The sequence below is a fragment of the Ruegeria sp. CDSC081 genome, from assembly GCF_059610485.1.
The window spans coordinates 246,659-265,591 of sequence record NZ_JBXWNS010000006.1; the positions used below are offsets into that span (position 1 = coordinate 246,659).

Sequence of the window (18,933 nt, forward strand, 5' to 3'; positions counted from 1 at the left end):
ATGATCAACCGACAACGGCTTTGAGCGGCACCCCCCCAAGCAAACGAAAGTTCTGGCGCACCAGCGTCGCCAACGCCTCAACCACGGCTCCGCGACCGGTTTCGCCGCCATATAAATTTATCATATGCGCGGGAAGCTCTGGCAGGACGCCACCTGAATCGATCTGGGCAAGATGTGCGGCCTCTGTCCCTTCGAGCATGGCATGAACCGCCAAATCGGCGCTGACCGTTGCCTCGATAGTACGGTCATTTTCGGTTTCCACCGAAAGCTCCCAGGGAATTCCAGCCGCGTCCAGCGCAGCAATGACCTGCGGCCTGAACAGACACCGACGCCCAAGCGCTAGCGGAATGGGCCGTTTTCGCCAGGCAGACCCGCCCGGCGCACCAATCCAGCGCAAAGGAAGCTCGGCAATCGTCTCGGCCCCTTGCCCCACTGTCGCCTCGGTCGTTAGGATCAAATCGCAGTCTCCGCGCTTAAACATATCCTTCAGTTGCAGCGAATAGGAGGAGATAAGCTGCACACGGACGCGTGGGAAATCCGCGTTGAACCGCTGCAGCACCCGGGGGATCGCCGGATAGACGATATCATGCGGCACACCAAGAACGACCTCGCCCTCATAGGCCTGATCCGTCAGCTTGGACATCACCTCGTCATTCAACGAGATCATGCGTCTGGCATAGGCCAAAAGCTGTTCGCCCGACGCTGTCAGCGCGATGGTTCTGCCACTTCGGTCCAGCAGCTCCAGACCTAAAAGCTCCTCCAACCGCTTTAGCTGCATCGATACGGCAGATTGTGTCAGGTGCAGGAAACCGGCTGCCCGCGTCACGCCACCCTGATCGGCAACTGCCACAAAGGAGCGGAGAGTGGTGATGTCCAGATTTCGCATCTTCACGATTCCTTATGGATGTGTTCAATAATATTCATTTTCAAAATGTGTCACAGCCCTCCATATAAATCAAGGAAGTTGATGCAATAGGCACAACACATCAGCAAAACCGAAAGGACAAGGCTATGACGCAAATCACAGCTTCAACATATTGCAAGCCACGGCAGCGCTTTAAGCTCACTTCTGTTCTGGATGCGCTATCGCTACGGCGCCAACGCTGTCAGCTCGCCAGATTGGACGACCGCGCCCTTCTCGATATCGGCATTACCCGTGAAGAGGCCGAAGCCGAAGCAAAACGCCGCATATGGGATGCTCCGGAATTCTGGCAAAAATGAACCTAATCCACTACTTTTACCACTGAATGGCGGCTGACACCTCGAAGCCGCCATTTTTGTTGCGTGTTTTAGCCTGTTTCCCGCGTTAAACCCTTGAAACACAGCCCGCACTTGCCGATATTTGCGAGGAGCGCGGCCTGACATCGGGACGCAAAAAGAATATGTGGAGGGAGACCTTTTAATGGCACAATTTGACACGATCCGGACGGCGACCGGTACGCGCGCTGCCCAGATTGACGAGGGCCTGCGCGCCCATATGAACAAAGTCTACGGCACAATGTCCGTGGGCATGCTGATTACATTCATGGCGGCTTGGGCCGTTTCCGGGCTAGCTACCACAACCGACCCATCGGCGGCAGCCGGGCAAATAAACTCGGGCACCTATCTGACGTCGCTGGGTGCCGCGATCTATACATCGCCTCTGCGCTGGGTGATCATGTTTGCACCGCTGGCGTTCATCTTTGGCTTTAGCGCCGGTATCAACCGCTTGTCCGCCGCAGCTGCACAGCTGGTGTTCTATGCATTCGCAGCAGTGATGGGCCTGTCGATCAGTTGGATTTTCATTGCCTTTACCGGCATGTCGATCATTCAGGTGTTCCTGATCACGTCGATCGCTTTCGCAGGACTATCCTTGTACGGTTACGTCACCAAGAAAGACCTGTCCGGAATGGGTACATTCCTGATCATGGGTCTTATTGGCCTGATCGTGGCGATGGTTGTAAACATCTTCCTGCAGTCACCCGCGATGATGTACGCGATCTCGGTGATCGGCGTTCTGATCTTTGCTGGTCTGACCGCCTATGACACGCAAAAGATCAAAACCACCTACCTGCAGATGGCTCATTCGGGCGACCAGGAATGGTTGGGTAAAGCCGCAATCATGGGCGCGCTGAGCCTGTATCTGGACTTTATCAACATGTTCATGTTCCTGCTGCAGTTGTTTGGAAGCCGTGAATAGTCCGGACCACCAACCATTTTGAAAATGTCAAAGGCGGGCCGATTGGTCCGCCTTTGTTCTTTCTGGTTAGCGCACTGGCTTTAGGCTCGAATGCCGCAACAAAAAAGGCCTCTCATCCTGACGATGAGAGGCCCTTCAATTCCACAGCAATATGAATTTAGCTGCAGTTCAACTGAACAGCAAATCCGGAGCTGCGCTTTTCTGAACCTTTGCGATAAACGTCGCCGACAGGCAAGCAGCCAGTGAATTGTTCAGCGCCAGTACCAAAGTTTGCACCAATCGTATTCGGAACCCTGGTGCGGCTATTTTCGGTACGCACGACGCCGAAAAGCGTTCCGTTCACTTCAACAGTGCTCAGGAACAGGTTTGTATCTGAGCCGGAAACGACTACTGCGCTGGTATCGCTGCGCGCGCCATTTTCTATTGCAACACGTGCAATTTTACCCGGATCGGTCTCGTCCGTTGAAACTCTGACCGGGGGCAGCTCTGCCAACTCTGCGGGAACATTGGTGGACTCTGGAACAAACGCCGCCGCACCCGGCACTTCGCTGATGCTCCGCGGCTCACCATCAATGCCCGTAAAGCCAACACCCTCGCGGTTATAGGGGTCTTCACAGGCTGCGAGAGCCAGAATAGTTGCTGTGGATAACAAGATTTTTTTCATGACGGCCAACATTTTGGAACGGTTAGCTCAAGCGTAGTTGCAATACATTCCAAAAAGCAACCCAGCGGGCAAACGAATGCCTCGGCTGCTGATGCTTCGCTGCAACGGCCTCCAAGCGCGCTCCGGCTGCCTTGACCCGATAGATTCAGGTATGAAACATCGTCGCGCAAACGAAAAAGGCCCTGTCGAAACAGGACCCTTGTTATTCTGTCCAAGCTGGACGGCAGATTACTTGATCTTGCCTTCCTTGTACTCGACATGCTTCCGAACGACCGGATCGTATTTACGAACGGTCATTTTCTCGGTCATGGTGCGCGCGTTCTTTTTGGTCACATAGAAGTGGCCCGTGCCCGCGGTCGAGTTCAGACGGATCTTGATTGTCGTCGGCTTCGCCATGGTTATCTCCTGCGTCCGAAAAGGCAGGGGCCTTTCGGTTGAATTCCTATGAGCGTGCGCTTTTACCCGGTCATGCAGCCGAGTCAACCTGAATTCGGGTAGATCGGCGCAGATTTCATCAAAACACAAGATCGTCCCTGCACCCAGCTTATCGCAGACCTTAACGCGGCCATTTCGGCCACAAGGGATGCCAGCTCAGCAGCCACAGCAAGACCTGTATCAAAGGATGACTCCAGCCGTGACCCACCTGTGGAACAACGCGATTCGTCTTAGCAATATTAACGCGCGGAGGGCCTGTAAGCCGGATCTTGTTCCAGGGTTGCCCCCTTCGATGACCATTCCTCTAGGCCGTGCATTGCTGCACGGCTCAAGCTGCCAACCCGGTCCCTCTCGGCCAAGACGCACTTAGCGGCGGTATCGGCGGACGCCGACCTGCCCGCGTGGGGACCCTATTTGGCATTGCTCCCGGTGGGGCTTGCCGTGCCACCCCTGTTGCCAGGGGCGCGGTGGGCTCTTACCCCACCGTTTCACCCTTACCATGCACGCATGGCGGTCTGATTTCTGTGGCGCTTTCCGTCGGGTTGCCCCGCCCGGGCGTTACCCGGCACCGTTGTCTTGTGGAGTCCGGACTTTCCTCTCGGGCTTACGCCCCAGCAGCCATCCGGCCCTCCGCGCGGAGACGTGGGTATGCGCAGTGTCAGGCCGCGTCAAGGGCCGATAGGGCGTTAAGGGGCAGCCCCTTCTTGGCCTGCGGTCAATTCAGCCCCGAGATATTTTTGGTCAGATGAAAAGCCGATCAGGTCCAGAGCGCCGCATGGCCGAGCGGGGTGAAATCCGCAGGTTCCAACGGGCCTTTGGTCCAAGGGCGGTATCTGAGACGCACGGTGGCAAGCAGCGTGTCGTCGTCCGTTTCGGGCGAAAAGCCCATCTGTTGCGCCAACGCACGGAACAGCGGCATCGAGGCCTCTTGCGGGCCGTCATCCTGGCCACGTTGGCCAGCAAGATTGAGATGTTCGAGCCGTTGCCAGGGAAAGCGAGGGCCGGGGTCGACCTTGCGCCCCGGAGCCATGTCGGAATGGCCGATAACCCCGTCCGGTGCAATCGCCCATCGGGCCATGATACGGGCCAGAAGCCACTCAAGCGTGGTCATCTGAGGTTCGGGAAAAGGATGGGTGCCAAGATTGTCCAGTTCTATCCCAATCGAACGCGAATTGATATCGGTTCGCCCGCGCCACTCTCCTGCCCCGGCGTGCCAGGCCCGGTCCTCTTCGCGCACCATTTGCCAAAGCGTGCCATCGGAACCGATCAGGTAATGCGCAGAGACTTCGAAGGCCGGGTCACACAAGCGATCCAGCGCAGCCTGTGCACTGTCCATTGCGGTGTAGTGCAAAACGATCAATGACGGCGTCAGCCCATCCCGGCGATCTCCGAAATTGGGGGATGGGTGCCAGATGGGCTTTGGATCAGTTGTTGACGGCACTGCGGAACGGGCTGGGATCCCAGCCGCAAGCATATCCGTCGCCATCAGGGTCCAGCCCCTTGCGGTCCTTCTGGGGACCGCCATTTGACAGGAACTCGATCTGCGCCTGGTCCGCCGATGGGAATTTCGCGCAATTCCGCTGTGCCTTGGCCTGCAGGTTGAACCCCGCACGGCTGTAAAGCTGGGCACCGACCGGATTGGATGTGCTCAGCGCGTATTGGACGATGTTTGGCTGACCATCCGCTCCGCGTTGCGGAACCGCGGTTGGGGCGACAACCTCATAGGTTTGGCTGTTCTGTTCGATTCGAGCAGCATCGGTTTCGATACTGCGACGTTCAGAAACCGCAGCAAAATCCTGTTCGTCAGAGATGCCACTGTTGCTGGCAGTCGGCACCGATGCTGAAGTGGCGGTCGCCTGCGTCGAGGTGCTTGCAAGCGCTGCAGCAGTGGCCGTGGCCAGGTCAGCGCCATCCGCGCCCGATGTGGACGACCCCAGAGGTTGTTGCGAGACCTCATAGGGTTCCGGTAGAGGGCTTCCAGTGCCGCCCTGCCCTGCCAGCTCAGCTTCTCTTTGCGCCTGATAAGTCGGGGTGTTGAACCCTGTACCCTGAACCGGAGCCACCGTGTTACAGGCGGCCATCAGCCCGATTGCGGGGATCAGAATCGAAAAGCGCATCCAGCTGCTCCGTTCTACGTTGTCTTGTTGATTAGAGGATTACCACCATTTCCCCGGCTTGGCCACAAAGCCCGCAGCGCTTTCCAGCGCATAGGCCGTGTTCAGCAAATCGCCTTCGTCCCATGGACGGCCAATCAGCTGCAGACCAAGCGGCAAACCCTGAGAATCAAGACCTGCAGGAACCGAAATGCCCGGCAAACCAGCAAGGTTGACCGTCACGGTAAAGACGTCGTTCAGATACATCTGAACCGGATCCGCCTCGGTCATTTCACCCAGACCGAACGACGCCGACGGCGTGGCCGGGGTCAGGATGGCGTCGACACCGGCGGCGAAAACGTCCTCGAAATCTTTCTTGATCAGCGTGCGGACCTTGCGGGCGCGGTTGTAATAGGCGTCATAGAAACCCGCCGACAGAACATATGTCCCGACCATAACCCGGCGCTGAACCTCGTGACCAAAGCCCTCGGCGCGGGTTTTCTCGTACATCTCGGTGATGCCGTCGCCCTGCCCCAACTGCGCGCGGCGGCCATAGCGGACACCATCATAGCGTGCCAGGTTCGAGGACGCCTCGGCAGGCGCAATCACGTAATAGGCGGGCAGCGCGTATTTGGTATGCGGCAGCGAAATGTCGACGATCTCGGCCCCTGCGTCCTTCAGCATCGCCGCGCCATCTGCCCAGAGTTTTTCGATCTCGGCGGGCATGCCGTCCATCCGGTATTCCTTGGGGATACCGATCTTCTTGCCCTTGATGTCGCCGGTCAGCATGGCCTCGAAATTCGGGACGGCCAGTTCGGCGCTGGTGGAATCCTTGGGGTCATGACCGCACATGGTTTCCAGCATGATCGCCGCGTCGCGGACATTCTTGGTCATCGGCCCGGCCTGATCCAGTGAGGATGCAAAGGCCACGATGCCCCAGCGCGAACACCGGCCGTAGGTCGGCTTGATGCCAGTAATCCCGACAAAAGCCGCTGGTTGACGGATCGAGCCGCCAGTATCGGTGCCAGTGGCGGCCAGACACAGATCAGCCGACACCGCCGAAGCCGACCCGCCGGAGGACCCGCCCGGTGTCAGCTGTGCGTCGTCATTTCCACGGCGCCACGGGCTGACCGCATTGCCATAGACCGAAGTTTCGTTGCTGCTGCCCATGGCAAACTCGTCCATGTTCAGCTTGCCCAGCATCACGGCACCGGCGTCGGCCAGTTGCTGCGAAACGGTGGATTCATATTCCGGCTTGAAGCCTTCCAGAATCTTCGAGGCCGCCTGCGAGGGTACGCCCTTGGTGCAGAACAGATCCTTGATGCCGATCGGCAGACCGCACATCGACGGGGCATCCCCTGCTTTGATGAGCGTATCCGCAGCCTTGGCGCGTTCCAGCGCAAGCTCTGGCGTTTTGTGGACAAAAGCGTTCAGCGCATCGGCGGCATCAATGGCGGTCAAGCAGGCTTCGGTAAGCTCAACCGAGGTGACATCACCGGCACGCAGCGCGTCGCGGGCCTCGGCCAGGCCCAGTTTGTTCAGATCGCTCATATCTTACTCCACCACTTTGGGGACTGCGAAAAAACCTTCGCGTGCGTCGGGGGCATTGGCCAGAACCTTGTCCTGCTGGTTGCCGTCGGTGACCACATCCTCGCGGCGCTTCAGGCGCATCGGTTCGACCGAAACCATCGGCTCGACACCGTCGACATCCACTTCATTCAACTGTTCGATGAACCCAAGAATGGTGTTGAACTCGGATGCCAGCGCAGGCAGCGCGTCATCCTCGACCTTGATCCGGGCCAGTTTGGCCACCTTTGCGGCGGTGCTTTGGTCAATCGACATCGGAAAACCTCATATGCGTCAGGGGGCATTTACCTGTCTGATGCCTCGGTCGCAAGGGTAGCAGGCGGTTGTTCTGCCCCTTCTATGCAAGGAGGTGGCTTAGCCATACAAAAATGCATAGCGCCTATGCACAAAAGTAAACCAATTAGTTCAGAATCCGCCTTGAAAAAGTGAACCGCGCCGTTCACTTCTTACAGCATGGCACAGCCACTAACTGGAGTAAGATGATGAAAACGCTCATGACCGCATTTGTGTTGGCCACTACTGTTCTTGCTGCGCAAGCTCAGGCATTCGGACCCACCATGGGTTCGCTAACCCGCGACCTGTCTTTCCCCGATCAGGTTTCCGAACCAGTTACACAGGACAAAACGAAGCTGGGTAACTGACGCCACAACTTCGTCCGGGTCGGATCCCCCCTCTCCGACCCGGAATTTCGCATTTGACTGCTGCGTTTGATTTGCCGACTCGCTACGATGCGTCCGAACACACCGCCGGATTTCCGGCAAGCCCACGGAGCATAGAATGAGCGCGCGAAAACAGGCAGTCCTGGACGCAATCGACGCAGCCAACACCCAAGATCCAACCTTAGAGAACGGCCAACCCGCAGCGTTGCTTTACGGACAACGCATGAGCGCTGAACTGGCCAGGCTTTTTCCCGATGCATCGAACTCGCTTGAGATCGCCGCACGCGGGCAACATGTTGAACGCTGGAAGCTGGCCCGAAGTGAATATCCCGAAGGGCGCGCCGGGTATCTGGCTTGGCGCAAGGCGCAGGGCGAACACCATGCGCAAACCGTCATGACCTTGATGAAGCAGTGCGGATTTGAAGAAAACGAAATCCAAGACGCCGGACGCATGGTGCGCAAGCAGGGTATCAAACGTGACATCGAGGTGCAGGCGCTGGAAGATGTGGCCTGTTTTGTGTTCCTCAAATGGTATTTCGCTCCCTTCGCCGAAAAGCACTCGCAGGAAAAAATCCTCAGCATTGTCGAGAAAACCGCGCGTAAGATGTCATCCGATGCACGCACCAGGGTTCTGGCCGAATTTGACCTGCCCGCAGAACTGGCTGCTGCGTTTCAGGCCTGAGACGTACGGCTTAGGTGCCTGCGGTAGACTTCGATCATCCAGCCCAACATCGTGGCGTTCAGGATGTGCCACAGAAAATGCGTACCAGTCGGGAACTGCGTGCAAATCGGTGCGTCCAAAGCGCGAAAGGTGATCGACACAATCAGGATCGCTGCGCCGGTCGCCAGCCCGCGGGCGGTATCAGGCCGGCGTTTCGACAACAGGACGGCGTAAATCAGGATCAATAGCGGCACCGGAGCATAGGCGGCCGATCCGCCCAGACCCGGAATCAGTTGGAACACCGGAATCGTCACAGCGGCATATGGCACAAACAGGGCCGCGCCGATCCCCGCGTAAAGCGGCCGCAACTGCCAGACGTCGCGATTCATTGCAAAAATATAGGTCAGAATAAAAAGCAGGATGGGTGCTGTATCCGCCAACGCGGACCAGACCTGTGCATGGGTGTGAAACAAATAACTGCCAATTCCGATGCCGACCAGGATAACCACAAGCATTTTTGTCAATGGCATCCCCGGCCCGCGCACCCGCCGCCACATAATGAAAGCCGCAATCAAAAAGGCGGCATTCGTAACCGCATTTATCGGCTCTGCCCAATAGGCAGGCGATAAACGCTCGCAATAACTGTCAATTTCCCGAAACCAATCCATGAAATTTTACATACCCGATGCTAGTCTGCAGCCAACAGTTCATTTGGGAGTGCTTTTCATGAATATCATCTGGCTTGGGCATGGCAGCTTTCGCATTGAAACAGCAGGACAGGTTCTTCTGATCGACCCTTGGCTGACCGGCAACCCCGTTTTGCCTGAAGATCAGCATGACGCTGCTTTGGAAGACGCGACACATATCCTGCTGACACACACGCATTTCGATCATGTTGTTGACGTTGTCTCATTGGCCAAACATCTGAACGTCCCCGTGGTCGGTCAGTATGACCTAATGGGGTACTGGAGCGAAGCCGAGGGTCTGGAAACAGTCGGCTTCAACAAAGGCGGCACGGTCAACCTGAACGGTGTTATGGTCTCGATGGTACCCGCCTCGCACAGCTCGACATTTTCGATCCCAGACGGGCTGCGAACCGGCGGCAGCGAGGTCGGTTTCATGATCTCATCCGAGGGGCACATGCTCTATGTTTCGGGCGACACCGATATCATGGCCGATATGGACTGGATGGGGGATTACTATAATCCCGATATTGGTATCCTGTCCGCAGGGGGCCACTTTACCATGGACATGAGAGGCGCCGCGTATGCTGCAAAGCGCTATTTCAATTTCAAAACCGTGATTCCCTGCCATTACAAGACCTTCCCGATTCTGGAACAATCCGCGCAGGTGCTGGCGGACGGTTTGCCGGGTGTCGAGGTGATCGAACCGCAGCTGATGCAAGCCATCAAGCTGTAGCCGCTTGATGAGTAACGCGGTAACACCCTCTCCAGAACTGGTCGCTGTCATACGGCGCTGGAATGATGCGGTTCGCCTCAAGGATCGCGCCGCGCTGATGAACCTGCTCTCGTCATCTGAACATCTGCGGTATCAGGGGTCGGCAGATGGCGAAAGCTGGTCCGGACAGGTGTTCCGCCAGGGCTTTGCCGACCACACCCGCGAAATTCCGGATTTCAGCTGGGACGAACATTCGCTCGAGGCGTTTGAATGCGGAGACATAGGATGGGCCCATTGCGAAGCAACACTTGCATTCACATCAAACGGCAAAGCCACACTCCATAGGTTCACCTTTGTATTGCATCTGGAAAACAGTGTCTGGAAGATGATCCAGATGCATGTCTCCAACCCGACTTCGAACATGGAGAAAATCGGGATCGAGCATGAAGCGCTGAACGCATTGATCGCGGCAGCTCGACAGGAATTCACTCAGGATCAACAAGAGGGCGCGGCATCGGTCATGTTTACTGATATCGCGGGTTCTTCTGAAATCACGCGTCAGGTCGGAGATCACAAATGGACCGCACTCATATCCAGCCATTTCGATCTGGCTGAAAACCTGATTCACACCCATGGCGGCCGACTGGTCAAATCACTTGGGGATGGCACGATGTCGATCTTCTCCTCTGTCCACGACGCGATCCAAGCGGCGACCGAATTCCAGAGGGAAAATGCGGCCCTACAGTCGGATATACCCTTGGGTCTTCGGGTTGGCATTCATACCGGCGATGTCATTCAGCGGGACGAGGATTTCTTTGGATCAGTGGTCAATAAGGCCGCACGGGTGACTGGCCTTTGTGGCGCGAATGAAATTCTTGTCACCGACGTTACCCGATTGCTGCTGGGCGCGACCGCCGGGCTACAGTTCAGCGCTCCGATTTCCGCTCAACTAAAGGGGTTCGGTGGGCCACAGACGGTCTATCGCGTGGACTGGGCCAAACCCTAGCACCGCAGGCCGGTCCCAACCCAGATTATTTACTGGTCCTCTTTTTGGTGAAGAATTCGCGCAGCAGGGCTTCGCAATCCTTGGCGGCAATACCGTCAAACACTTCGGGTTTATGGTGCGACTGTGGATGGGAAAACACCCGCGCCCCGTGAGCTACCCCACCCGATTTGGGATCAGAGGCCCCGTAATAGATCCGCCGAACACGAGCGGCGGCCAAAGCCGCGGCGCACATCGCGCAGGGTTCCAGTGTGACATAGATGTCGTGGTCAATCAGGCGTTCCGATCCGGTCGCAGCACAGGCGGCGCGCAGGGCTAGTATCTCGGCATGTGCGGTTGGGTCGTTCAACTCGCGTGTCTGATTCCCTGCCACGGCGACAACCCGGTCGCCCAGCACGATAGCAGCCCCTACCGGAACTTCGCCGCGTTCACCGGCTTCGCGCGCCTGCTCAAGCGCGATATCCATGTACGATTTGAACTCCATGCCTCTGACTGCATCAGAAACCTGCCTTTCGCAAGGCGGCGGGATGCGCTATGGGCTGCAAATGACTAATACCCCTCCTCCAGGCGACCGGATCGCCAAAGTCCTTGCCCGCGCTGGCGTCGCCTCGCGCCGGGAAGCGGAACGCATGATCGAAGCAGGTCGTGTGGTTGTGAACGGCAAGACCATCGACAGCCCCGCGCTGAACGTTACCGCCAAAGACAAGATCACCGTCGACGGCAAGCCGGTGTCCGAGCCGGAACCGTCACGTCTTTGGCTGTACCACAAGCCACCCGGTCTGGTTACGACGACGAAGGACGAAAAAGGCCGCGCGACGATCTTCGACAAGTTGCCCGAGGACATGCCCCGCGTCATGAGCGTCGGGCGGCTTGACCTGAACTCGGAAGGGTTGCTGTTGCTGACAAATGATGGCGGCATCAAGCGCAAGCTGGAACTGCCTGCCACCGGATGGCTGCGCAGATACCGCGTCCGTGTAAACGGGCGTCCAAAAGACGAGGATTTCGCGCCGCTCCGAAAGGGGCTGGTGATCGAGGGTGAACGGTTCCAACCGATGGACGTAACACTCGATCGGCAACAGGGCGCAAACGCCTGGCTGACCATTGGCCTGCGCGAAGGTAAAAACCGCGAAATCCGCCGCGCGATCGAGGATATCGGCTTTGCCGTGAACCGGTTGCTGCGCGTCTCGTACGGCCCGTTTCAGTTGGGCAAACTGAAACCCGGAGAGGTCGAGGAAATTCGCCGCCGGGTCATGCGTGATCAGCTTGGTCTTGAGGCTGAGCCAGAGGCTCCGGCCAAACGCCCTGCACGACCACAGCGCAAACGGCCTCCGATCGGCAAGAAATCTCGCAAATGATAAGGGTTAGGCAACCTTCCCCCTAGCGCCGGGGCCGCGCATCCCCTAAGTTTTCCGCAAAGAGAAACTCAGGGAGCATCATGTCCGGGTCCGGAGTACAAAAACTGGCTTACGTGGCCTTGTTGGTTCTGTTGTTCGGCGTCTGCACCGGGTTACTGGGAGGGCTGTAAGCACATGGCCAAACGCTTTGGCGGCAAATACAGCCCAAACGACTCAGATTCGTCGACAGATCAACCGGCGCGCGGTCAGTTTGATGGCGCGCGCGTAGAACCGGCTGGCGCGCGGGCTAATATCCTGTTTATCCCGGCTGTTCCATTGGTGTTTCTGTCGCTGAACGACGGTGCAATCGGGATGACCATTGGACTTGTTGCCGCTGGTTTGCTGACCGGGGCGGCCTTTCTGCTGCGCGAAGGGTTGCGGGCCGAAGCGGCCTATAACGCGCGGCGCACCGCACGGCGCCCGGCAATTCCCCGCAAGATATTTTCCAGCGTTCTGACCGGCCTTGGCGCCGGGTTGGCCTCATACCGATCCGAGTTTCTCGATGCGGCAACCGTGTCTGACGCCAGCCTCATCGCCCCAATTTTATTCGGCACCGCTGCTGCTGTGTTGCATTCTGTTTCCTTCGGCTTGGACCCAATGTCAGACAAAGGCATGGAAGGCATCGATACATTTCAGCAGGACCGTGTCGCACGGGTAGTCGAAGACGCTGAGGCGCATCTGACCGAAATGACCGACGCCATCAAACGTGCTGGGGACCGCCGGATCGAAGCGCGGGTCGAGCGATTTCAGGAAACTGCCCGCGATTTGTTTCGCACCGTCGAAGAAGACCCGCGCGATCTGGCCGGAGCAAGAAAATACCTGACCGTCTATCTGCAGGGTGCCCGTGACGCGACGGTCAAGTTCTCGGATGTTTATGCCAGAACACGTGATGCACAGTCGCTGCAGAATTTCTCGTCTCTACTGGATGACCTGGAACAGAATTTCTCTGCCAGGACCCGTAAGATGCTATTGGATGACCGCAGCGATCTGACGGTTGAAATTGACGTGCTGCGCGAACGGTTGCAGCGCGAAGGCGTTCGGTTGGACTGACCGGCCCAAAGTATACAGAGAGGATTACCCCATGTCCGAGGAAGTAAAGAACAAGGCGGTCGAAGCCGAAACGCTGGTACAGGAAGTGACCGCCGTAGCCCTGCCCGACCCCACGGCGGAAGTTGTCCTTCTGAAAGAGGCCGACGAGCCTGTAGGTGCTGAAATTCGTAAACGCATGGGCGAGATCGACATGGGGAACACGAACTCGATCGTGTCCTTCGGCTCGGGTGCGCAGGCCGAGTTGCAGGAAATCAGCCAGGCGATGCTGGCGGATGTCCGCAACAAGGATGTCGGTCCGGCAGGTGACAGCCTGCGTAATATCGTGACCACGATCCGTGGATTCTCGGTCAGCGAACTCGACGTGCGGCGCGAGCGTAGCTGGTGGGAAAAACTGTTGGGCAAGGCCGCCCCGTTCGCCAAGTTCACCGCCCAATACGAACAGGTTCAAGGCCAGATCGACCGGATCACGGATGACTTGCTTTCGCATGAACATACGCTGTTGAAGGACATCAAGTCCCTGGACATCCTGTATGAAAAAACCTTGGGCTTTTATGATGAGCTGGCGCTTTACATCGCGGCCGGCGAAGAGAAATTGAACGAACTGGACAGCCGGGACATTCCTCAGAAAGAGGCCGAGGTTCAGGCCGCGCCCGAAGAGGATCAGGTGATGAAAGCGCAGGAGCTGCGCGATTTGCGTGCTGCGCGCGATGATCTGGAACGCCGGGTGCATGATCTGAAGCTGACGCGACAGGTAACCATGCAGTCGCTGCCCTCGATCCGTCTGGTTCAGGAAAATGACAAATCCCTGGTGACCAAGATCAACTCGACCCTAGTGAACACCGTACCGCTCTGGGAAACCCAGCTGGCACAAGCCGTCACCATTCAGCGCAGCGCCGAGGCCGCCGCCGCCGTGCGCGATGCGAATGACCTAACCAACGACCTTCTGACCGCGAATGCCGCCAACCTGCGCGAGTCGAACAAGGTGATCCGTCAGGAAATGGAGCGCGGTGTCTTTGATATCGAGGCCGTAAAACAGGCCAATGCCGATCTGATCGGAACCATCAATGAAAGCCTGGAGATTGCGGATGAAGGCAAGGCCAAACGCGCCGCTGCCGAGCAAGAGCTGCAGAAGATGGAAACCGAACTGCGCGACACTTTGGCCGCAGCCAAAGCGCGCAAGGACGGTATCGGTGACAACGCCGGAACAGCTGTTCCGGGCTAATGGTGGATTGAAGGTGCGGTCACTGGGATATCTGAAGCCCGTATTGGGTCTGGTCGCATTGCTGGCGTTGGCCAACTGCGACGAGGCCCTGACGTCTTCGGTTGCCACTCAACCGCGCCCCGTAGTCCCCCCAGCGCCTGCCCCTAATGCCTATGTACCTCCATCTGCGGCCAGTCAGGATCTGGCGCGGTTCTATCAGCGGGTAGAACGTGACCTGCTAACGCGTGGTATGCTGCGCAGCGATGGCGGCGGGCCGGACACACCCTATGATGCCAGCGATCTGGAGCGCAATTTCGAGACGATTGCCTTTTTCAACGAGTATCCAGATCACGCCGTCACCGCGACCACATACTCGACCGAGGGCCAGCTTAGCCGATGGTCCGCCCCCATCCGTGTTCAGACAGAATTCGCCCCGTCTGTGTCCCCCGAAATGCGGGCAAAGGATGCCGAACAGGTCGAGACCTTTACCGCGCGGCTGTCCAAAGTGACCGGTCATCCGATGTCTGTCGTTACCCGCAAGGCAAATTTCCATGTCTTTTTCGCGGGAAAGGATGACAGTGCATACGTGGTCTCCCGCCTGAAACAGCTTGTACCTGGCATCGATCAGCCATTGCTTGACCTGGTTGCAAACCCGCGTTCAAATATTGACTGTTTTGTCATCGCGTCTCCGACCAACCGGTCCCTGCACCGATTTGTTCGGGCGGTGGTGCTGATCCGTGCTGAATTGCCTGATATGCTGCGGCGCAGTTGCATCCACGAAGAAATGGCGCAGGGGCTGGGACTCTCCAATGACAGCAACGCTGCGCGACCATCCATCTTTAATGATGACGATGAATTTGCGCTGCTGACCAGCCATGACGAGAAATTACTGACAATGCTCTATGACCCGCGTCTTGAGCCTGGCGTGGCTGTCGAAGACGCGCGTCCCGTGGTGCGGATCATTGCGCGCGAACTGATGGGCCAGCAGCTGTGAGCCCAAGATAAGGAGACCCCAAATGGGTATTTTCGATTTTCTGACCGGCGAGTTCATCGACGTCATCCACTGGGTCGACGACACCCGCGATACGATGGTCTGGCGGTTCGAACGCGAGGGCCATGCGATCAAATACGGCGCCAAACTGACCGTGCGCGAAGGCCAGGCGGCCGTTTTCGTGCATGAGGGGCAGCTGGCGGATGTTTTCACCCCCGGTCTCTATATGCTTGAGACCAACAATATGCCGATCCTGACGACACTGCAGCATTGGGACCATGGCTTTCAGTCTCCGTTCAAATCCGAGATTTATTTCGTCAACACGACTCGCTTCAATGACCTGAAATGGGGCACCAAGAATCCGATCATGCTGCGCGATCCGGAATTCGGACCGACCCGCATTCGCGCTTTCGGTACTTATACAACCCGGGTCAAAGACCCTGCAAAATTCATGATCGAAATCGTCGGCACCGATGGTGAGTTCACGATGGACGAGATCAGCTTTCAGGTGCGCAATATCATCGTTCAGGAATTCAGCCGGGTCATCGCAGGATCAGGCATTCCGGTTCTGGACATGGCCGCCAATACCGCCGATCTGGGCAAGTTGATCGCGGCAGAAGTGACCCCGGTCTTGGACGGGTACGGGCTGGAGATGCCTGAATTTTATATCGAGAACATCTCACTGCCACCCGCAGTTGAAGCGGCGCTGGACAAGCGGACATCGATGGGGCTGGCTGGTGATCTGGGTAAATTCACCCAGTATTCAGCCGCTGAGGCGATGACAGCCGCGGCCAACAATCCCGGTCAGGGCGGTGGCATGGGCGCCGGCCTTGGCATGGGAATGGGCATGGCCATGGCACAGCAGATGTCGAACATGGCAGCGGGTCAGCCGAGCGGCCCGTGGGGCGGTTCCGCCCCCGCTGCCCAGCAACCTGCGGCGCATACGGCGCCTCCGCCACCACCGCCAGTGGAACATGTCTGGCATATCGCCGTTGACGGGCGAACCAGCGGGCCATTTTCCAAGGCCAAGATGGGCCGCATGGCGACAGAGGGAGAGATCACCCGTGACACCCATGTCTGGACCGCCGGTCAGGACGGCTGGAAAAAGGCGGGTGAGGTACAGGAACTGGCGCAGTTGTTCACGATCCTCCCGCCGCCCCCGCCCGGAGCCTGAAGTGACGGAAAGCTTAGGCAGCAACGTTTAACGCGTATCCGCAACCTCTCTGAAAGAGCAAACGAATGTCTACTTTGGACCGCTACTCAAAGCCCCAAATTGTATTGCACTGGCTGATCGCTGTGATCATCATCGGCGAATGGATCAGCAGCGATGGCATGGGACGCGCCCTGCATGCCCGGCTAGAGGGCAACACGGTCTGGACAGAAGGGGCCACCCCTCATGTCTGGCTTGGCTGCATCGTCTTTGCGCTGATCCTGGTCCGCATCCTTCTTCGGTGGCGACAGGGCGCGCCTGCCCCGGTTGAGGAGAGCTCGGCCCTGATAGCGACTGCAGCAAAGTTGGGACATCTCTTGCTTTATGCGCTGATGGTCGCGGTGCCAATCTTCGGCATGTTGGCCTGGTTCGGGGGAATCCATGTTGCTGGTGAGGTCCACGAAACCGTGGGCAATGCCCTGTTGTTCGTCGCACTAGGTCACGCTGCCTTTGCCATCTGGCATCATTTCATCAAACGGGACGGGGTGCTGCACCGGATGCGCCTGTCCTCTGGCCGATAACGCAAATTCGAGGCTTCAATGGCCCCTACCGACCCTAACATTGTAGACGAACACCGCTTTCCCTGCAATCAATGCGGGGCGGATTATCGGTTCAATCCCGGTGATGGTACGCTCACCTGTGACCATTGCGGTCACTCAGAGGCAATTGGCGCCGGACCGTGGGGCGGTGCCAGCCTGAAAGAGCTGGATTTCAACAGTGCGCTTTCGGATCAGCTGCCTGACGATGAGATCGAGGAAACGCGTGTTCTGACCTGCCCCAACTGTGCGGTTCAGGTTGAATTCGACCCGGCCACGCACGCAGCCGAATGCCCCTTTTGCGCAACCCCAGTAGTAACGGATACCGGCATCAGCCGTCACATCAAACCCCGCGGCGTGCTGCCCTTTGCGCTGGATGAACGCACTGCGCATAAAGCGATGGGAGACTGGCTGGGACGGTTATGGTTCGCCCCAAACGGCCTGAAGGACTACGCCCGCAAAGGGCGCAAGATGCAGGGTATCTATGTTCCCTACTGGACCTTTGATGCCGACACGAAATCTAACTATCGGGGTGAGCGCGGCATAGTTTACTATGAAACGCGCAGCGTCATGCGCGATGGCAAGCAAGTTCAGCAACGGGTCGCCAAAGTCAGGTGGTCTCCTAAATCGGGCCGGGTCGCACGGTTCTTTGATGACGTTCTTGTTCTGGCCTCTCAGTCTTTGCCCAAGAAATATACCGACGCGCTGGAACCCTGGGATTTACCCGCGTTGGAGCCATACCAGCCTGAATACCTCGCCGGTTTCCGGGCCGAGGCCTATACGGTCGAACTGAATGACGGCTACACCGAGGCCCGCGCACATATGTCCCGCGTGATCGAACGGGATGTACGCTTTGATATTGGTGGCGACCGGCAGCGCGTTCATGCGGTTGAGACCGATGTGCGGGATGTGACCTTCAAGCATGTCCTCCTGCCGATCTGGATGGCCGCCTACAAATATCGGGGGCAGACGTACAGGTTTGTAGTAAACGGCCGCACCGGGCGCGTTCAGGGGGAACGTCCCTGGTCAGCGCTCAAGATCTCTGTCGCCGTGTGCCTTGGCCTTTTGGTAGCTGCCGGTGTTGGCTACATGGTGGCAACCGGTCAGCAATGACGTGACCGGCTAACCGCATCAGCACTTGAACATCCGCCAGTCTGACCTCATCCTGCGCCCTGTCAACGCCGATGGGGAGGCCTGTGTGACACTATCCGCTCTGAACAATCTACTGGATCAACGGCATTCCTGCCGCGCCTTCCTTTCTGACCCGGTGCCAAAGGATCAGATTAATCAGATCCTGACCAGCGCAGCCAGCGTTCCAAGCTGGTGCAATGCGCAGCCCTGGAACGTGACCATCACCAGCGGGCCAGAGACCGATAAGTTTCGGAAGGCTCTGCAGGATGAGGTAACCGCGGACACGCCATCCCCGGACCTGCCCTTTCCTGCCTCCTATTCGGGCATCTACCAGGAACGCCGCCGTGAATGCGGCTGGGCCCTTTACGAAGCCGTTGGCGTTGAACGCGGAGATCGCGCCGGGTCCACCCGGCAGATGATGGAGAATTTCGCCCTTTTCGGAGCGCCCCATTGTGCAATCATATCCAGCCCAACGGAACTCGGCGCTTATGGCGCGATGGATTGTGGTGGCTTTGTTACGGCCTTCACCCTGGCGGCGCAGGCTCTGGGCATAGCGACAATTCCGCAGGCCGCAGTGGCCAGCTATGGCCCTTTTCTGCACCGATATTTCAACATCCCGGATGACCGTCTGATCCTATGTGCGATCTCTTTCGGCTATGCAGACAAAGACCACCCGGCCAACGGGTTTAGAACCAGTCGCGCCGCGCCCGACGCGTTTGTCGACTGGATCGGCTGAACATC

General features: G+C 57.8%; 22 protein-coding genes, 1 other RNA gene and 1 pseudogene. 14 read left to right on the forward strand and 10 right to left on the reverse strand.

Annotated features, from left to right (window positions below; all coding sequences use genetic code 11):
• Nucleotides 1–4: 4 nt before the first annotated feature.
• Nucleotides 5–886: a LysR family transcriptional regulator gene (locus AC2FH9_RS13180; protein ID WP_142636745.1), complete on the reverse strand. Its 882-nt coding sequence runs from the start codon at nucleotides 884–886 to the stop codon at nucleotides 5–7.
• Nucleotides 887–1,011: 125 nt separating this feature from the next.
• Here AC2FH9_RS13180 and AC2FH9_RS13185 point away from each other — a divergent pair, with 125 nt between their 5' ends.
• Nucleotides 1,012–1,221 (forward strand): DUF1127 domain-containing protein, encoded by a 210-nt coding sequence (locus AC2FH9_RS13185; RefSeq protein WP_142636743.1) that lies wholly within the window; start codon nucleotides 1,012–1,014, stop codon nucleotides 1,219–1,221.
• A 181-nt stretch (nucleotides 1,222–1,402) separates the two neighbouring features.
• Nucleotides 1,403–2,179 (forward strand): Bax inhibitor-1/YccA family protein, encoded by a 777-nt coding sequence (locus tag AC2FH9_RS13190; protein WP_496694770.1) that lies wholly within the window; start codon nucleotides 1,403–1,405, stop codon nucleotides 2,177–2,179.
• A gap of 157 nt (nucleotides 2,180–2,336) precedes the next feature.
• Here AC2FH9_RS13190 and AC2FH9_RS13195 read toward each other — a convergent pair whose 3' ends face one another.
• The 7 genes from AC2FH9_RS13195 to gatC form a co-directional block, all read right to left on the reverse strand.
• Nucleotides 2,337–2,843: a hypothetical protein gene (locus AC2FH9_RS13195; RefSeq protein WP_185956682.1), complete on the reverse strand. Its 507-nt coding sequence runs from the start codon at nucleotides 2,841–2,843 to the stop codon at nucleotides 2,337–2,339.
• Nucleotides 2,844–3,071: 228 nt separating this feature from the next.
• Nucleotides 3,072–3,239 (reverse strand): 50S ribosomal protein L33, encoded by a 168-nt coding sequence (gene rpmG, locus AC2FH9_RS13200; RefSeq protein WP_007799108.1) that lies wholly within the window; start codon nucleotides 3,237–3,239, stop codon nucleotides 3,072–3,074.
• Between the two features lie 281 nt (nucleotides 3,240–3,520).
• An RNA gene (rnpB, locus tag AC2FH9_RS13205) (RNase P RNA component class A) lies at nucleotides 3,521–3,912 on the reverse strand.
• A gap of 123 nt (nucleotides 3,913–4,035) precedes the next feature.
• The gene (locus AC2FH9_RS13210) at nucleotides 4,036–4,752 is read right to left on the reverse strand and encodes an N-acetylmuramoyl-L-alanine amidase (protein ID WP_496750316.1); all 717 of its coding nucleotides are present in this window, start codon (nucleotides 4,750–4,752) and stop codon (nucleotides 4,036–4,038) included.
• Complete coding sequence (locus AC2FH9_RS13215; RefSeq protein WP_496694768.1) at nucleotides 4,703–5,395, reverse strand: hypothetical protein; 693 nt, start codon at nucleotides 5,393–5,395, stop codon at nucleotides 4,703–4,705. The genes AC2FH9_RS13210 and AC2FH9_RS13215 overlap by 50 nt, the downstream gene beginning before the upstream one ends.
• A 39-nt stretch (nucleotides 5,396–5,434) precedes the next feature.
• Entirely contained in the window at nucleotides 5,435–6,922 is a 1,488-nt protein-coding gene (gene gatA, locus AC2FH9_RS13220; RefSeq protein ID WP_496750249.1) for an Asp-tRNA(Asn)/Glu-tRNA(Gln) amidotransferase subunit GatA, read from the reverse strand.
• Nucleotides 6,923–6,925: 3 nt separating this feature from the next.
• Nucleotides 6,926–7,213 (reverse strand): Asp-tRNA(Asn)/Glu-tRNA(Gln) amidotransferase subunit GatC, encoded by a 288-nt coding sequence (gatC, locus tag AC2FH9_RS13225; protein WP_039536649.1) that lies wholly within the window; start codon nucleotides 7,211–7,213, stop codon nucleotides 6,926–6,928.
• Nucleotides 7,214–7,440: 227 nt separating this feature from the next.
• Between gatC and AC2FH9_RS13230 the strand changes: the two genes are divergently transcribed.
• The gene (locus tag AC2FH9_RS13230; protein WP_496677714.1) at nucleotides 7,441–7,599 is read left to right on the forward strand and encodes a hypothetical protein; all 159 of its coding nucleotides are present in this window, start codon (nucleotides 7,441–7,443) and stop codon (nucleotides 7,597–7,599) included.
• A gap of 136 nt (nucleotides 7,600–7,735) precedes the next feature.
• A complete protein-coding gene (locus tag AC2FH9_RS13235; RefSeq protein ID WP_496677713.1) occupies nucleotides 7,736–8,299 on the forward strand; it encodes a DUF4202 domain-containing protein in 564 nt (187 codons plus the stop codon).
• Here AC2FH9_RS13235 and AC2FH9_RS13240 read toward each other — a convergent pair.
• Nucleotides 8,290–8,946 carry a ceramidase domain-containing protein gene (locus AC2FH9_RS13240; RefSeq protein ID WP_496871832.1) on the reverse strand — a complete coding sequence of 219 codons (657 nt, stop codon included), beginning with the start codon at nucleotides 8,944–8,946 and terminating at the stop codon, nucleotides 8,290–8,292. The genes AC2FH9_RS13235 and AC2FH9_RS13240 overlap by 10 nt on opposite strands.
• Nucleotides 8,947–9,004: 58 nt before the next feature.
• Between AC2FH9_RS13240 and AC2FH9_RS13245 the strand changes: the two genes are divergently transcribed.
• Nucleotides 9,005–9,697, forward strand: a complete 693-nt coding sequence (locus AC2FH9_RS13245) for a metal-dependent hydrolase (protein ID WP_496871834.1) — start codon at nucleotides 9,005–9,007, stop codon at nucleotides 9,695–9,697.
• A gap of 7 nt (nucleotides 9,698–9,704) precedes the next feature.
• Nucleotides 9,705–10,682 carry a nuclear transport factor 2 family protein gene (locus AC2FH9_RS13250; protein ID WP_496871837.1) on the forward strand — a complete coding sequence of 326 codons (978 nt, stop codon included), beginning with the start codon at nucleotides 9,705–9,707 and terminating at the stop codon, nucleotides 10,680–10,682.
• Nucleotides 10,683–10,707: 25 nt separating this feature from the next.
• Here AC2FH9_RS13250 and AC2FH9_RS13255 read toward each other — a convergent pair whose 3' ends face one another.
• The gene (locus tag AC2FH9_RS13255; protein WP_496871839.1) at nucleotides 10,708–11,163 is read right to left on the reverse strand and encodes a nucleoside deaminase; all 456 of its coding nucleotides are present in this window, start codon (nucleotides 11,161–11,163) and stop codon (nucleotides 10,708–10,710) included.
• Between the two features lie 61 nt (nucleotides 11,164–11,224).
• On the opposite strand from AC2FH9_RS13255, the pseudogene AC2FH9_RS13260 reads away from it, so the two are divergent.
• The 8 genes and pseudogenes from AC2FH9_RS13260 to AC2FH9_RS13295 form a co-directional block, all read left to right on the forward strand.
• Nucleotides 11,225–12,031, forward strand: a pseudogene (locus tag AC2FH9_RS13260) (pseudouridine synthase); the annotation flags it as partial.
• A gap of 177 nt (nucleotides 12,032–12,208) precedes the next feature.
• Nucleotides 12,209–13,123, forward strand: coding sequence for a 5-bromo-4-chloroindolyl phosphate hydrolysis family protein (locus tag AC2FH9_RS13265; protein ID WP_496871840.1), 915 nt, complete (start codon nucleotides 12,209–12,211; stop codon nucleotides 13,121–13,123).
• A gap of 31 nt (nucleotides 13,124–13,154) precedes the next feature.
• Nucleotides 13,155–14,345: a toxic anion resistance protein gene (locus AC2FH9_RS13270; RefSeq protein ID WP_281994942.1), complete on the forward strand. Its 1,191-nt coding sequence runs from the start codon at nucleotides 13,155–13,157 to the stop codon at nucleotides 14,343–14,345.
• Nucleotides 14,314–15,318, forward strand: a complete 1,005-nt coding sequence (locus tag AC2FH9_RS13275) for a DUF2927 domain-containing protein (protein WP_496701987.1) — start codon at nucleotides 14,314–14,316, stop codon at nucleotides 15,316–15,318. Before AC2FH9_RS13270 ends, AC2FH9_RS13275 begins: the two co-directional genes overlap by 32 nt.
• Before the next feature lie 22 nt (nucleotides 15,319–15,340).
• Nucleotides 15,341–16,489, forward strand: a complete 1,149-nt coding sequence (locus tag AC2FH9_RS13280) for an SPFH domain-containing protein (RefSeq protein ID WP_496871842.1) — start codon at nucleotides 15,341–15,343, stop codon at nucleotides 16,487–16,489.
• 65 nt (nucleotides 16,490–16,554) lie between these two features.
• The gene (locus tag AC2FH9_RS13285) at nucleotides 16,555–17,046 is read left to right on the forward strand and encodes a cytochrome b (protein ID WP_496871843.1); all 492 of its coding nucleotides are present in this window, start codon (nucleotides 16,555–16,557) and stop codon (nucleotides 17,044–17,046) included.
• Between the two features lie 18 nt (nucleotides 17,047–17,064).
• Entirely contained in the window at nucleotides 17,065–18,174 is a 1,110-nt protein-coding gene (locus AC2FH9_RS13290; RefSeq protein ID WP_496871844.1) for a TFIIB-type zinc finger domain-containing protein, read from the forward strand.
• Nucleotides 18,175–18,259: 85 nt separating this feature from the next.
• Nucleotides 18,260–18,928 (forward strand): nitroreductase, encoded by a 669-nt coding sequence (locus AC2FH9_RS13295; RefSeq protein WP_496701567.1) that lies wholly within the window; start codon nucleotides 18,260–18,262, stop codon nucleotides 18,926–18,928.
• The last annotated feature ends 5 nt before the right edge of the window (nucleotides 18,929–18,933 follow it).